The organism is Saccharothrix obliqua (genome assembly GCF_019375475.1).
Classification (GTDB): Bacteria; Actinomycetota; Actinomycetes; order Mycobacteriales; family Pseudonocardiaceae; genus Actinosynnema; species Actinosynnema obliqua.
This window is the reverse complement of sequence record NZ_JAHXGQ010000012.1, coordinates 155,507-170,147: the sequence shown is the minus strand read 5'-3', so window position 1 is coordinate 170,147 and position 14,641 is coordinate 155,507. Positions and strand designations below refer to the sequence as shown.

The following is a 14,641-nucleotide window of genomic DNA, read 5'->3' as shown; positions in this document are numbered from 1 at the left end:
CCTTCAGGTCCCGTCCCGCGCCAGGCGGATCAGGTCGTCCACGTCCATCGCGTCGATCAGGTCCTCGTCGCCGACGACGACCGCGGGCTCCTCCTCCGCCACCGGTTCGGGCACGCCGAACAGCTCGGTCCGCAGCCGGCCCACCAGCTCGGCCGGTGTCGGGTGGTCGAAGACCACCGTGGCGGGCAGCCGCAGACCGGTCGCCCGGTTGAGCCGGTTGCGCAGGTCCACCGCGGTCAGCGAGTCGAACCCGAGTTCCTTGAAGCCCCGGCGGGCGTCCACCGACCCGTTGTGCCCCAACGTCTCGCCGACCAGCGCCCGGACCAGGTCGACCAGCGCGCGCTCGCGTTCTTGCTCCGGCGTGGCCGCCAAGCGGTCGGCGAAGGACACGTCGGTCGCCTCGGCACGCGCGGCACGGCGCACCAGGCCGCGCAGCGGTGCGGGCACGTCACCACGCGGGTCGAGCTTCGCGGGCACCACCACCGCGTGGTCGGCGGCCAGCGCGTCGTCGAACAACGCCACGCCTTCGTCGGCGGACAGCGGTGTCATGCCGATCGTGCGGAGCAGCCGATCGCGGTCGCCGTCGTCCAGCGCCGCCTCCATGCCGCCCTCGGCCCACAGGCCCCACGCCATCGAGGTCGCGGGCAGCCCGTTGGCCCGGCGGTGCTGGGCGAGCGCGTCGAGGAAGACGTTCGCCGCCGCGTAGTTCGCCTGCCCCGCGCCGCCGACCACGCCCTGGACCGAGGAGAACAACACGAACGCCTTGAGGTCCTTGGTCAGCTCGTGCAGGTGCCACGCGCCGTCCACCTTGGGCCGCAGCACCGCGTCCACCTGGTCCGGTGTCAGGGACTCCAGCAGCCCGTCGGCCAGCACGCCGGCCATGTGCACCACACCGGTCACCGCGTGCTCTACGAGGAGATCACGGACCTCCTCGCGGTTGGTCACGTCGCACGCCACCGCGGTGAGCGCGCCGCCCGACGGACCACCGCGGCGACCGGCCAGCAGCACCCGCCCGACGCCGTGCCGGTCGACCAGGTGCCCGGCGACCAGCCGGCCGAGCGCGCCGGTGCCGCCGGTGATCAGCACCGTGTCGTCGGGGCCCCACTCGACCGCGCGGGCGGCGTGCACGCCCCGCGTCAGCCGGGGCACGCGGACCTCGCCGGCACGGATCGCGAGCTGCGGCTCGCCGGTGCCCAGCGCCACGCCGAGCCGGGCCGGGTCGTCGGCGTCCACCAGCACGAACCGGCCCGGGTGCTCGGCCTCGGCGGAGCGGATCAGGCCCCACACCGCGGCGGCGGCGAGGTCGGGCACGTCGTCGTCCGGCCCGGTCGCGACCGCGCCGGAGGTCAGCAGGACCAGCTTGGCGCGGGCGAACCGGTCGTCGGCCAGCCACGCGCGAGCCAGGCCGAGGGCGCGGTGCGCGGTCGCACGCGCCGCCTCGGGCACCTCGCCCGGTTCCGGCCGCACCGGCGCCACCACGAACTCCGGCACGTCGACCACGCCGGGGAGGCCGTCCAGGCCGAGCACCGTGAACGACGGCTCCGCGCCGACCGGCACGGGCTGCCACTCCAGGCGCAGCAGCGGTGCGGGCGCGAGCTGTCCCGGCGACACCGGCCGCCGCACCAGCGAGCCGATCGACGCGACCGGCAGGCCGTCCCGGTCGAACACCTGCAACGCCACCGCGTCCTGCCCCGCGGGTGACAACCGGACCTTCGCCGCCGCGGCGTCGCGCCACAACCGCACACCGGTCCAGGAGAACGGCAGCCACGTCCGGTCGGAGCGGGGCAGCACGCCCAGTTCGACCGCGTGCAGCGCGGCGTCGAGCACGGCGGGGTGGAGCGCGAACCCGGTGTCGGGCGCGGGAGCCAGTTCGGCGAACACCTCGTCGCCCCTGCGCCAGGCGGCACGCAGGCCCCGGAACGCCGGGCCGTAGTCGTAACCGCTGTCGGCCAGGCGGTCGTACCACCCGGTCAGGTCGACCGGTTCCGCACCGGGCGGCGGCCACTCCGCCGGCGTCGGCGGCTCGCCGGGGCCGTGCGGTGCGAGCGTTCCGGTCGCGTGCCGCACCCACTGGCCGTCCGGCCTGGAGTGCACCGACACCCCTCGCCGACCGGTGTCGTCGGGCGGCTCCACGACCACCTGGATCGCCACACCGCCCTCGGGCAGCAGCAGCGGCGTCTCCAGGGTCAGCTCCTCCAGCGCCGGGGCGCCGACCCGCCGACCCGCCGCGAGGGCGGTCTCGACGAGCCCGGTGCCCGGGAGGAGGACCGTGGCCAGGGCCGCGTGGTCGAGGAGCCAGGGGTGCACGGCGGACGAGAGCCGTCCGGTGAACACGGTCCGGTCGTCGTCGGCCAGCGGTACCTCGACGCCGAGAAAGGGGTGCCCCGTCGCGTGCAGGCCGGAGGCTGCCGGCTCGACGCCGCCGCGCGGGGGTGCGAGCCAGAACCGCTCGCGCCGGAACGGGTAGGTCGGCGCGGGCACGATCGGGGCGGGCGGCAGGGCGCGCCCCCAGTCCACCGGGACGCCGTCGACCCACAGCCGCGCCGCCGACTCCCAGAACCGCGCCGGGCCGCCGTCGTCGCGGCGGGTCGTGCCGACCGCGAGGACCGGTGTACCCCCGGCCGTCTCCTCGATGCCCATCACCAGCACGGGGTGGGGACTGACCTCCACGAAGACGTCGTGACCGGAGTCCAGCAGGGTGCGCACCGCCTCGGCGAACCCGACCGGGCGGCGGCAGTTCTCGTACCAGTAGTCGGCGGTCAGCTCGGAACCGTCCAGCACCTCGCCGGTCACCGTCGACAGCACCGGCACCGCGCCCACTCGCGGCGACACGAACGACAGCAGGTCGAGCAGCCGCTCGCGCAACGGCTCCACCTGCGGCGAGTGGGAGGCGACCGTGGCGGCGACGACCCGGGCGCGGACGCCGTCGGCGACGCAGGACGCGACGAACCCCTCCAGCTCCGCGACGGGACCGGCGACGGTCACCGAGCGCGGGCCGTTCACGCCGGCGACGGTCAGCCCGTCCGGCAGCCGCTCCGCCACCTCCGCGCGGGACAACGCCACCGAGGCCACCGCGCCGCGCCCGACGAGTTCGTCGGCGAACAGGCGGGACCGCAGCACGACCAGCCGGGCCGCGTCGGCCAGGTCCAGCGCGCCCGCGACGCAGGCCGCCGCGATCTCGCCCTGGGAGTGCCCCACGACCAGGTCCGGCTCGACACCGCACGAGCGCCACAGCGCGGCGAGCGCCACGTTCACCGCGAACAACACCGGCTGGAGGACTTCGATCCGGTCCAGCCACCGCCCGTCGCGCACCACGTCCTCGACGGACCAGTCCACGTGCCGCTCGATCGCTTCGGCCGCTTCGGCGAACCGCTCGCGGAACGGCGGGGAGGCGTCGAGCAACCCGACCGCCATGCCCGCCCACTGCGAGCCCTGGCCGGGGAAGACGAACACCGTCCGGCCGTGCTGCCGCGCGGTGCCTGTGACCTCCGTGTCGCCGACGAGCACCGCGCGGTGCTCGAACACCGAACGCCCGACCGCGAGCGTCCGCGCGACGCCGGTCGTGACCGGCCGGTCACGCAGCCGCTGGACCTGCTCGGCCAGCGCCACCGGGTCCTTGGCCGAGAGGACGAGCGGCAACACGTGTGCCGGCTCGGGGTCCGCGTCGGGCTCGTCGACCTCCTCCAGGACGACGTGCGCGTTGGTGCCGCTGATGCCGAACGACGACACGCCGGCGCGGCGCGGCCGGTCGGTCCGCGGCCACGGCCGGGCCTCGGTGAGCAACGACACCGCGCCGGCGGACCAGTCGATCCGCTCGGACGGCCGGTCGGCGTGCAGGGTGCGCGGGAGCAGGCCGTGGCGCAGCGCCTGCACCACCTTGATCACGCCCGCGACACCGGCCGCGGCCTGGGTGTGGCCGATGTTGGACTTGACCGAGCCGAGCCACAGCGGCCGGTCGCGGTCCTGGCCGTAGGTGGCGAGCAGGGCATGTGCTTCGACGGGGTCGCCCAGCCGGGTGCCGGTGCCGTGCGCCTCCACCACGTCCACGTCCGCGGCGGTGAGTCCGCCGTCGGCCAGCGCCCGGCGGATCACCCGCTGCTGCTGCGTGCCGTTGGGCGCGGTGAGGCCGTTGGAGGCGCCGTCCTGGTTCACCGCCGACCCGCGCACCAGCGCGAGCACCGGGTGGCCGTTGCGGCGTGCGTCGGACAGCCGTTCCAACACGAGCACCCCGACGCCCTCGGACCAGCCGGTGCCGTCGGCGTCGTCGGAGAAGGACTTGCAGCGCCCGTCCGCGGACAACGCCCGCTGCCGGGTGAGTTCGACGAAGATGCCGGGTGTCGACATGACGGTGACGCCGCCCGCCAGCGCCAGGGTGGACTCGCCGCGACGCAGCGACTGGCACGCCAGGTGCAGCGCGACCAGCGACGCCGAGCACGCCGTGTCCACGGTGAGCGCGGGTCCCTCCAGGCCCAGGGCGTAGGCGATCCGACCGGAGGCGATGCTGGGCGTGCTGCCCGTCATCAGGTAGCCCTCCGTGTTCGCGGCGCCCTCGCCCAGCCGCGGCCCGTAGTCCTGGAACGTCGTGCCGACGAAGACGCCGGTCGGCGTGCCGCGCAGGGTGGTGGGCGCGATGCCCGCGTTCTCCAGCGCCTCCCAGCCGGTTTCCAGGAGGAGCCGCTGCTGCGGGTCCATCGCCAGGGCCTCGCGGGGCGAGATGCCGAAGAAGTCGTTGTCGAACTCCGCGGCGCCGCGCAGGAACCCGCCCGCGCGGACGTGGTGCTTGCCCGGCGTGGTGCCGTCGGGGTCGTACAGGTCGGTGGGCCAGCCGCGGTCGGTGGGGAACGGGCCGATCACGTCGCGCCCCTCGACCAGGGCCTGCCACAGCTGCTCGGGCGAGTCGATGTCGCCGGGGAACCGGCAGCCCATGCCCACGATGGCGATCGGATCGCCGTCCGGCACGACCGCGGGCGCGGTGGTCGGCTCGGCGTCACCCGCGCCCCGCAGGTAGCGGATGACCGCCGCACCGGAGGGGTGGTCGAACACGAAGCTCGACGGCAGCGGCAGCCCGGTCCGCGCGGCCAGCCGCTCCCGCAGCTCCACGGTGAGGAACGAGTCGAACCCGAGTTCCTTGAAGGGCCGGTCGAGGTCCAGTTCCGCGGGCGCGGGGTGCTCCAGGACGGCGGCGACCTCGGTGCGGACCAGTTCGTCCAGCACGTGGTCGCGCTCGGCGTCGGGCACACCGGCGAGCGCCAGCACCCCCGCGGCGGACTCCGCGGGCTCGCGGCCACCGCGCTGGGCACCGGGCACACCGGTGGCGGGTTCCGCCGGCTCCCGACCACCGCGCTCGGCGTCGGGCACACCGGCGAGCGCCAGCACCCCCGCGGCGGGTTCCGCCGGCTCCCGACCACCACGCTCGGCGTCGGGCACCCCGACGAGCGCGGGTGCCCCCGCGGCGGGCTCCCCGCCACCGCGCTCGGCGTCGGGCACACCGGCGAGCCCGGCCACCGTCGCGGCGGAGTCCGCCGGCTCGTGGCCGTCGCGCTCGGCCGGCACCTCGCCCCCTCCGGGCGCGGCGGGCCTGGCGACGCGTGGCGAGAGCCAGTGGCGCTCGCGTTGGAAGGCGTAGGTCGGCAGCGCGACGTGCTGCCCGGTCCCGCCGCCGACGTCGGTGAGCACGCGTGCCCAGTCCACCTCCACCCCGGCGGTGTGCAGGGTCGCGACCGCGCCGAGCAACGTCCTCGCCTCGGGCCTGCCCGACCGCGCGCCGGGCGCGAACACCGCGGGCGCGGTCAGGCAGTCACGGCCCAGGGCGCTGAGCACGGCGTCCGGCCCGATCTCCAGGAACCTGGTGACGCCCTCGGCTTCCAGCCGCCGCATGCCGTCGAGGAAGAGCACCGCGTCCCGCACGTGACGCACCCAGTGGTCCGGCGAGGTCACGTCGCCCGCCGACACGACCGGGACGCGTGGCCGGTGGTAGGTCAGGCTCTCGGCGACCTCGCGGAACGCCGCCAGCATCGGGTCCATCCGGGGCGAGTGGAAGGCGTGGCTCACCCGCAACCGCTTGGTCTTGCGCCCCTTCTCCCGCCACAGCGCCGCGACCGACGCCACGGCGTCCTCGTCACCGGCGACCACCGTGGCCGCCGGGCCGTTGACACCGGCGACGGCGGTGCCGGCGACCAGGGTGGGCGCGACCTCCTCGACGCCGGCCTGGAGCGACACCATCGCGCCGCCCGCCGGCAGTTCCCGCATCAGCCGCCCGCGCGCCGCGACCAGGGTCGCCGCGTCGGGCAGGGACAGCACGCCCGCGACGTGCGCGGCGGCGATCTCGCCGATCGAGTGGCCGAGCAGGAAGTCCGGCCGCACGCCCCAGTGCTCGACCAGCCGGTGCAGGGCGACCTCGAACGCGAACAACGCGGGCTGGGTGTAGGCGGTGACGTCCAGGCCGTCGCCGGTGGCCACCACCTCGCGCAGGTCCCGGTCCAGGTGCGGGTCGAGCGCGGCGCACACCTCGTCGAAGGCGTCGGCGAACACGCCGAAGGTCGAGTGCAGTTCGAGCCCCATGCCGGTGCGCTGGCTGCCCTGGCCGGTGAACAGGAACGCCGTCCCGCCGGGTCGCGGCGCGGAGCCGGTGACCGCGCCCAACGCCGCGTGCAACGAGGCGTGGTCCTCGGCGAGCACGACCGCGCGGTGCTCGAACGACGTGCGCCGGGTGGCCAGCGCGTGGGCGAGGTCGGGCAGTCCCGTCGACGGGTTCTCCCCCAGCCACCGGTCCAGGCGCGCCGCCTGGTCCCGCAGGGCGGCCGGGGTGCGGCCGGACAGCAGGACCGGCACCGCGGCGACCGGTTCGCCCGCGGTCGTCCGCGTGGTGGTGGGCGGCGGCGAGAGCACGAGGTGGCAGTTGGTGCCGCCCATGCCGAACGAGCTGACGCCCGCGAACAGCGGATCGGCGGAGATCGGCGACAGCTCGTCGTTGACCCGCAACCCCAGTTCCGCCAACGGGATCGCGGGATTGGGCGTGCGGAAGTTCAGGCTGGGCGCCACCTGCCGCTCACGCAGGCAGAGCACGGCCTTGAGCAGCCCGGCGATGCCCGCCGCGCCCTCCAGGTGGCCGATGTTGGTCTTCACCGAGCCGACCAGCAGCGGCTCGGTCCGGCCCGCGCCCAGCACCGCGCCGAGCGCCGCCGCCTCGACCGGGTCACCCACCGGCGTGCCGGTGCCGTGCAGCTCGACGAACCGCACGAGGGCCGGGTCGACCCCGGCGTCGGCGTACGCCAGCCGCAACACCTCCTCCTGCGCGGCCTGGCGCGGCGCGGTCAACGTCTCGCCGCCGCCGTCGTTGTTCACCGCGCCGCCGCGGATCACCGCGTGGACCCGGTCGCCGTCGGCCAGGGCCCGGCGCAGCGTCTTGAGCACGACGACGCCGCCGCCCTCGCCACGCACGTACCCGTTGGCGCGCGCGTCGAACGTGTAGGAGCGGCCGTCTGGGGACAGCGCGCCGAACCGGCGGGCGAGGGTGAACCCGTCGGGGGTCAGGTTCAGGCTGACCCCGCCCGCCAGCGCCACGTCGGACCCGCCACCACGCAGGCTCTCGCACGCCAGCCGCACGGCGACCAGGGACGACGACTGCGCCGTGTCGACCACCATGCTCGGACCGGTGAGGCCGAGGGTGTAGGACACCCGGTTGGCCAGCACGCCGCGGCTCAGGCCGGTGATCGTGGTGTGGGTGACGGCCTCTGGTCCGGCCGCCTGGACCAGGCGCGCGTAGTCGTCCCAGATCGCGCCGAGGAACACCCCGGTCCGGACGCCGCCGAGCCGGGACGGCACGATGCCGGCGTCCTCCAGCGCCTCCCAGGACAGCTCCAGCGCGAGCCGCTGCTGCGGGTCCACCCCGGCCGCCTCCCGCGGCGAGATGCCGAAGAAGCCCGCGTCGAAAGAGTCCACTTCGGACAGGAACCCGCCACGCGGTGACCGGTCCGGGTACTCCGGGCGGCCGGGCGGCACCTCGCCGACCGCGTCCACGCCGTCGGCCAGCAGCCGCCAGAAAGCCTCCGGGTCGGGAGCGCCGGGCAACCGGCAGGACAGCCCCACCACCGCCACGGCCTGGTCCAGGTTCATCGGTGGTCTCCTATGCGTACTCGTAGAACCCGCGGCCGGACTTCCGGCCGAGCAACCCGCTCTCGACCATGCGCAGCAGCAGGGGCGGCGGGGCGTACAGGGGTTCCTTGAACTCGGCGTGCATCGCCCGCGCGATCGACACCGTGGTGTCCAGGCCGATCAGGTCGGCCAGGCGCAACGGGCCCAGCGGGTGCGCGCACCCCAGCTCCATGCCGCGGTCCACCACCTCGGCGGTGGCCACCCCGGACTCGACCATGCGGACCGCCGAGAGCAAATAGGGGAACAGCAGCGCGTTGACCACGAACCCGGCGCGGTCCGGGGTGCGGATGGCGGTCTTGCCCAGGGTGCCGGTGAGGAACGCCTCCGCGCGGTCGAGGGTGTCCGGTCCGGTCAGCACCGAACCGACCAGTTCCACCAGCGGCAGCACCGGCACGGGGTTGAAGAAATGGACGCCGACCACGTGGCTCGGCCGCAGGGTCGCGCCCGCCAACCGGGAGATCGGCAGCGAGGACGTGTTGGTGGCCAGGATCGCGTCGGCGTCCTCGACCACCTTGTCCAGCATGGCGAACACGTCGAGCTTCAGCGGCTCGTCCTCGCGCACCGCCTCGACCACGAGCTGCCGGTCCGCCAGCTCCTCCAACCCGATGGCGAACCGCACCCGGCCCAGCGCGTCGTCCCGCGCGGACGCGGTGAGCCTGCCCTTGGCCACCGCCTTGTCCAGGGACGCGGTGATCCGCGCACGACCGCGGTCCGCGGCGGGAGGTCCGGTGACCGCGACGACCACGTCCAGGCCCGCCTTGGCGGAGACCTCCGCCACGCCCGCGCCCATCAGGCCGCACCCGACGACGCCCACCCGCTCGATCCGGGCGCTCACGCCGCACCCGCCCAGCGCAGCAGGGCCGATCCGATCGCCATCCCGCCGCCGAACCCGGCCAGGAGCACGAGGTCGCCGTCCTTGAGCAACCCGGCGCGGTTGGCGTCGTCCAGCGTCACCGGCACGGAGGCGCTGCCCACGTTGCCGTACTTCTCCACCGTGCGGTGCGTGTGCGCGGAGGTGAGACCCGCCTGTTCCACCAGATCGGTCAGCATCACGCCGTTCGCCTGGTGCGGCACGAAGTGGTCGACGTCGGCGCCGGCGCGGTCCACGAGCCTGCGCAACGCGCCGGGCACGTGCCGCGCCACGAAGTCGCGGACACCGCGACCGTCCATCTTGAAGTGGTGACCGCCGTCGTCCACGGTCTCGTGCGACGCGGGCCGCCTGCTGCCGCCCGCCTCCACGCGGATCAGGTTGCTCGCCACGCCCAGGCTGGACAGGTCGACGTCGATGATCCCGTACGGGTGGGCGACCCCGCCGACCAGCGCCGCGCCCGCGCCGTCGGCGAACAACGCCGCCGTGCGCCGGTCGGTGCGGTCGAGGATGCGCGAGTAGACGTCCGCCGCGACCACGAGCGCCAGCGCGTCCGGGCGCAGCGAGACCAGTCCCCGCGCCAGTTCCAGCGCGTAGACGAAACCGCTACAGACGACGTTGACGTCGAAGCAGGCCGCGTTGTGCGCGCCCAGCAGGTCCTGCACCAGGTAGGAGGTCGGCGGCTGCGGTGAGTCGCCGGTGGACGTGGACACGATCAGGTAGTCGATCCGCTCGGCCGGGACGCGTGCCGAGTCCAGGGCCTCGGTGGCGGCGCGGGCCGCCAGGTCCGAGGTCGCCTCGTGCGGTGCGGCGTACCGACGGGTGCGGATCCGGGTCTTGCGCTCGATCCACTCGGCCGTGGTGCCCGCGCGGGCGGCGACCTCGTCGTTGGTCACCTCGTCCTTGGGCAGGTACGACCCGGTCGCCAGGATGCCGACGGAATGCGTTGCCACTGCTCCGCTCCCCCTTTCAGTTGGTGCGCAACGGGTTCAGGTGATCCGCGCCGATCGCCTCGCGCAGCGCGGGATCCGTGACGCCCAGGCCCTCACCGGGTGCCAGGCAGAGCACGCCGACCTTGCCGGAGTGCTGGTTGGTCTGCACGACGCGCGCGGCTTCGCCGACCTCCTCCAGCGGGTACACCGCGGACAGCGCGGGGACGAGCTTCCCCAGCCGGAACAGGCGGTTGCACTCCCACTGCTCCTGGTAGTTGGCCGCGTGGCTGCCGATGATCCGCTTGAGGTTCATCCACAGGTAGCGGTTGTCGTACCGGTGCTGGTAGCCGGAACTGGAGCCGCAGGTGACCACCACGCCGCCGCGCCGGACGACGAACACCGAGATGCCGAAGGTGGCGCGGCCGATGAAGTCGAACACCACGTGCGGGTCCTCGCCGACCTCGCGTCGGATGACCCGGCCCAGCGCCTTGCCCAGCTCGACGGCGCGTTCCGGCGCGGGCTCGGCGGAGCCGCCGAGGCCCAGCTCCGCCCGGTTGACCACCACGTCGCAGCCGAGCCGGCGGGCCGCCGCGACCTTGTCCGCGGAGCCGACCACGCCGACCGGGATACCACCGGCGTTCTTCACCAGTTGCACGGCGAACGCGCCCAGCCCGCCCGTGGCGCCCCAGATGAGCACCACGTCGCCGAGCTTGATCCGGGCGCCCTTGTCACCGACGAGCATCCGGTACGACGTGGACGCGGTCAGCATGGTCGACGCCGACTCCTCCCACGTCAGGTGCGCGGGCTTGGTCAGCAGCTGGCTCGCGCGCACCACGGCGTAGTGCGCCAACCCGCCGAAGTTCGTTTCATAGCCCCAGATCCGCTGACCCGAGCCGAGCATCCCGTCCGCGTGGGTCGCCGGCTCCTGGTCGTCGACCTGGACGCAGCTCACCACCACGTGGTCGCCGACCCGCCACCGCCGCACGCCCGCGCCGACCCACACCACCACGCCGGCGGCGTCGGAACCGAGCACGTGGTGGGGCAGGTCGTGGCGGGCGTCCCAGCCGCCCTGCGCACCGAACTTCTTGAGGAAGCCGAACGTGGGCACCGGCTCGAACGTCGCCGACCACACGGTGTTGTAGTTGATGGCCGCGGCCATCACCGCGACCAGCACCTCGTCCGGCGCCAACTCGGGCATCGGCACCCGGCCCACGCGCAGCGACTTGCGGACGTCCTTGTCCGCCACGCCGCGGAACATGTCCACGTCCTCGACGCGGGTGTGGGCCGCGAGGTAGTCGACCGGCGGCGCGGCGCGTTCCAGCTCCTCCGGGGAGCCACCCGAGACAACGACTTCAGCCAACGAACCCATGTGTGATCTCCCCCTGGGATGCACGCGCGGCAGCGGCGGTCGCGGAAGGTGGGGATCTGCTCGACGCCGCGCGGAAGTGCTTGCCTGCCAACGAAGCTACGGCCAACCCCGGCGGGGGCCAACCCCAGCCGGACCCCTAAACCCCGCGATCGGGCGCACGCTCCAGTCCTGAATGGACACACGGCTCGGCGGCAGCCGTGCGCACCACCGAGGGCGGCGGCCAGGCCCCGGGTGGTGGAGGGGAGGACGGGCTCAGCGCAGTCCGGAGTCGACGGGCAGGCGACGTGCCAGCTCGGTGCGACGGGTGACCCGCAGCTTGCGGTACACCCGGGTGAGGTGTTGCTCGACGGTGCTGACCGTCACGAACAGCTTCTGCGCGATCTGCCGGTTGCTGTACCCGTCGGCCGCGAGCACGGCGACCCGCGACTCCGCCTCGCTCAGCCGCGCCGGCCGCGGCTGGACCGCCTCGCGCACCTGCGGCACGGCGACGGCCCACTGCGGCGACCGCACCGATTCCGCGATGCCGCACTCCTCGGCCAGCACCTGCGCGTGGTCGCGGACCCTCCGGGCGTCCGCGGACCGGCCGTGCGCCTCGTACTCGGCGCCCAGGTCGCGCAAGGCGTAGGCCAGTTCGAGCCGCGCGCCGGCCGCGCGCAGGTCGTCCACCGCCCTGGTCAGCGGCTCCAGCCGGGCGCCCGGCTCCAGGCACAGCGCGAGCACCCGCAACGCCACCCCGCGCTGCCGGGCGTCCTCCGCCCGGCACCGGCCCAGGTGCTCGTGGACGAGCGCGGTCGCCCGCTCCCGGTCGCCCAGTCGCAGGTGCGCCATCGCCAAGTCGGTGCGCCACGGCACCAGGGCGGGGAGTTCCACGTCCCACCGCCGCATCAGCTCACCGACGGCCGTGAGGTCGTCGACCGCCTGTTTCAGGCTGCCCGTGGCCAGGTGGAAGCGACCGCGCGCCCGCAGGTAGTGCACGCCGATGGGTGTCTCGAACATCCCGTCGGGCACGACGACGTCGAGTTGCGCCGCGGCCTGCTCCCACTTCCCCAGCGCCAGGCTCACCTGGAGGAACACCCCCACCGGGTAACCCAGGAGGACACCCCAGCTGCGTGGCGACATCACCTCCAGCGCGGTGCGCGCGTACACCTCGCCGAGCGGCAGGTCACCCCGGCGCAGCGCGATGTCCGCCCGCACCGCGCAGAACAACGCGTGCCAGCAGGTCAACCCGCGGGCCTCCGCGTCGGCCAGCAGCGGGTCGCACCACCGCTCGGCCGCGGCCAGCCGGTCGGCCGACAGCAACACCACGAGCGCGGTCAGCAGCAACGCCACGGTCTGCTCGTCCAGCCGCCCGGTGCGCAGCGCCCGCTCGGCCGCGGCGACCGACTCCGGGTCGGCGTGCCCCCGCACGAGCAGGTCGTAGGCCATGGCCGCGGCGTCGAGACCGAGGTTGCGGGCCGCCTCGACCGCGGCGAGGGGTGACTCGCCGGCCGCCGCCCAGTCGCCCTCCGGGTGCAGCGACCGCGCCCACAGCCGGTACGCACGCAGGTGCGCGTAGGTCTCGTCGGTCGGTCCGGCCGTGGCCGCCGTCCGGTGCAGGGCCGTCCGCGCCTCGGTGAACTGGCCGAACCACAACCGGGCGCCGACCGAGACCAGCGCGTGCCTGCCGGTGAGGTGCCCGGCACGCACCTCGCAGTCCAACGCGCGCGCGTGCCGGATGCCCACCAGGGGGTCGACCTGCCACCCCGCCCGCGCCAGCAGCGCCGTGGTCGTGGCGCGCTGCCGCTCGTCGGCCACCGCGTCGCCCTGCCGCGCGAGCCGCAGGTAGTCGCGTGCCCGCTCGACCCGGCCCGCCGCGATCGCCTGCTCGGCGGCCTCGTGCAGCACCGGGATCGCGTAGGCGTTGGACCGCTGCGCCGCCAGCATCTGCTCGGCCACCTCGACGACGGGCGCGCCCTCCTTGTAAAGCGCCTCGGCCGCCGCCCAGTGCAGGTCCGCGACCTCGCCGGGCGGCGTCGTGCCCAGGACCGCGGTGCGCACCGACTGGTGCCGCAGCCGCCGGCCCACGAGCAGGCCCGCGGCCTCCAGCGCGGCGGCGGCCCTGGTCAGGGTTTCCGCGTCCAGGCCGGCCACCTCGCGCACCAGCACGGAGTCGACCGGGCGGTCCAGCACCGCCGCCGTGCGGGCGAGCCGGACCACGGGCGGCCCGTACCGGTACAGGCAGCTGAGCAGGCCGCGGCCGAACGCCTCGGTGGTACCGGCCTCGTGGTCGTCGGCCAGCGCGCGGAGCAGCAGCGGGTTGCCGTCGGTGATCTCGTGGAACGCCGGCGTGAGCCGGCTCGCCGTGGCCGCGTCGAACCGCTCGCCGAGCAGGGCGCGGACGCCCTCGCGGGACAGCGGCTCCAACGGGACGCGCACGCAGCAGGGCTCGGACGGCAGCTCGGCTTCGAAGGACGACAACGTTATCGACAGCGGGTGCACGGACTGGGTGAGCACGAACAGGACCCGCGCGTACCGCAGCCTGCGGATGAGCGACGACAGGCACAGCAGCGACGGCGGGTCGGCGTGGTGCAGGTCGTCGACGGCGATCACGAGCGGCCGGGCGCTGTGCTCGACCGCGGCCAGCAGGACCATGCCGAGCTTGTGGATCGTGTTCGGGTAGACCTGGTCGGCGGCGTGCGGGCCGCCGTTCACCACGGCCCGCACCAGGTCCCGGTCGAGCGGGTCGCCGACCCCGCCCACATCGGGGCAGGAGACCGACAGGCCGTGGAACAGCTGGCCGAGCACCCCGAAGGGCACCGCCTGCTCACTGCGGGAGGCCACCGCTTCGACGAACAACGCGCCGGCGGCGGTGGCCCGCTCGGCGAACGCGTGGACGAGTTCCGTCTTGCCGCTCGCCACCGGGCCGCGGACGACCGCGACGCGGCCCCTGCCCTCGACGGTCTCGGCGAACATGCGCTCCAGCGCCGCTAACTGACCGCCTCTTTCGACCAGCATTCGTCGTTACCCCCCGTAACAATGCACCGGCCGCTCGTACTCGGTACGCGCACCCCTCCCGATGAACGTGGGGACGCGTGACGGCTCGGTACTCCCCAGTAGGGTGAACCCATTCGTACAAGTCCCGAATGCCACCCAGGTCGATCGTGACACGGACTCCGGCGGGCACGCAACGCCGTCGACCCACCTCAGGAGGGACCCGAGTGGTCGCCGGACAAGCACTTCGCGATTCCGCACAAAAGCGCCGGAATACGTGATGCGATAAACTTGAAGAACTACAAAAAAGATCCGGCCAGTCGATTCGATCATGATCCGGGACGGGCC

At 74.5% G+C, this 14,641-nt stretch carries 5 protein-coding genes; all 5 read right to left on the bottom strand.

Going from position 1 to position 14,641, the window contains the following annotated elements; genetic code table 11:
- Positions 1-3: 3 nt before the first annotated feature.
- The 5 genes from KZQ38_RS37335 to KZQ38_RS30580 all read right to left on the bottom strand — a co-directional run bounded on the left by KZQ38_RS37335 (position 4) and on the right by KZQ38_RS30580 (position 14,317).
- The gene (locus KZQ38_RS37335) at positions 4-8,115 is read right to left on the bottom strand and encodes a type I polyketide synthase (RefSeq protein WP_308258677.1); all 8,112 of its coding nucleotides are present in this window, start codon (positions 8,113-8,115) and stop codon (positions 4-6) included.
- 10 nt (positions 8,116-8,125) lie between these two features.
- Positions 8,126-8,989 carry a 3-hydroxybutyryl-CoA dehydrogenase gene (locus tag KZQ38_RS30595; RefSeq protein ID WP_219446994.1) on the bottom strand — a complete coding sequence of 288 codons (864 nt, stop codon included), beginning with the start codon at positions 8,987-8,989 and terminating at the stop codon, positions 8,126-8,128.
- Positions 8,986-9,975: a 3-oxoacyl-ACP synthase III family protein gene (locus KZQ38_RS30590; RefSeq protein ID WP_219446993.1), complete on the bottom strand. Its 990-nt coding sequence runs from the start codon at positions 9,973-9,975 to the stop codon at positions 8,986-8,988. The genes KZQ38_RS30595 and KZQ38_RS30590 overlap by 4 nt, the downstream gene beginning before the upstream one ends.
- A gap of 16 nt (positions 9,976-9,991) precedes the next feature.
- Positions 9,992-11,323 (bottom strand): crotonyl-CoA carboxylase/reductase, encoded by a 1,332-nt coding sequence (ccrA, locus tag KZQ38_RS30585; RefSeq protein ID WP_219446991.1) that lies wholly within the window; start codon positions 11,321-11,323, stop codon positions 9,992-9,994.
- Positions 11,324-11,575: 252 nt separating this feature from the next.
- Complete coding sequence (locus KZQ38_RS30580) at positions 11,576-14,317, bottom strand: ATP-binding protein (protein ID WP_219446989.1); 2,742 nt, start codon at positions 14,315-14,317, stop codon at positions 11,576-11,578.
- Between the last annotated feature and the right edge of the window lie 324 nt (positions 14,318-14,641).

Excerpts from the sequence above, each read along its gene's own strand:
- KZQ38_RS30580 (WP_219446989.1), bottom strand. The coding sequence starts at position 14,317 with ATGCTGGTCGAAAGAGGCGGTCAGTTAGCGGCGCTGGAGCGCATGTTC.
- KZQ38_RS37335 (WP_308258677.1), bottom strand. The coding sequence starts at position 8,115 with ATGAACCTGGACCAGGCCGTGGCGGTGGTGGGGCTGTCCTGCCGGTTG.
- ccrA (WP_219446991.1), bottom strand. The coding sequence starts at position 11,323 with ATGGGTTCGTTGGCTGAAGTCGTTGTCTCGGGTGGCTCCCCGGAGGAG.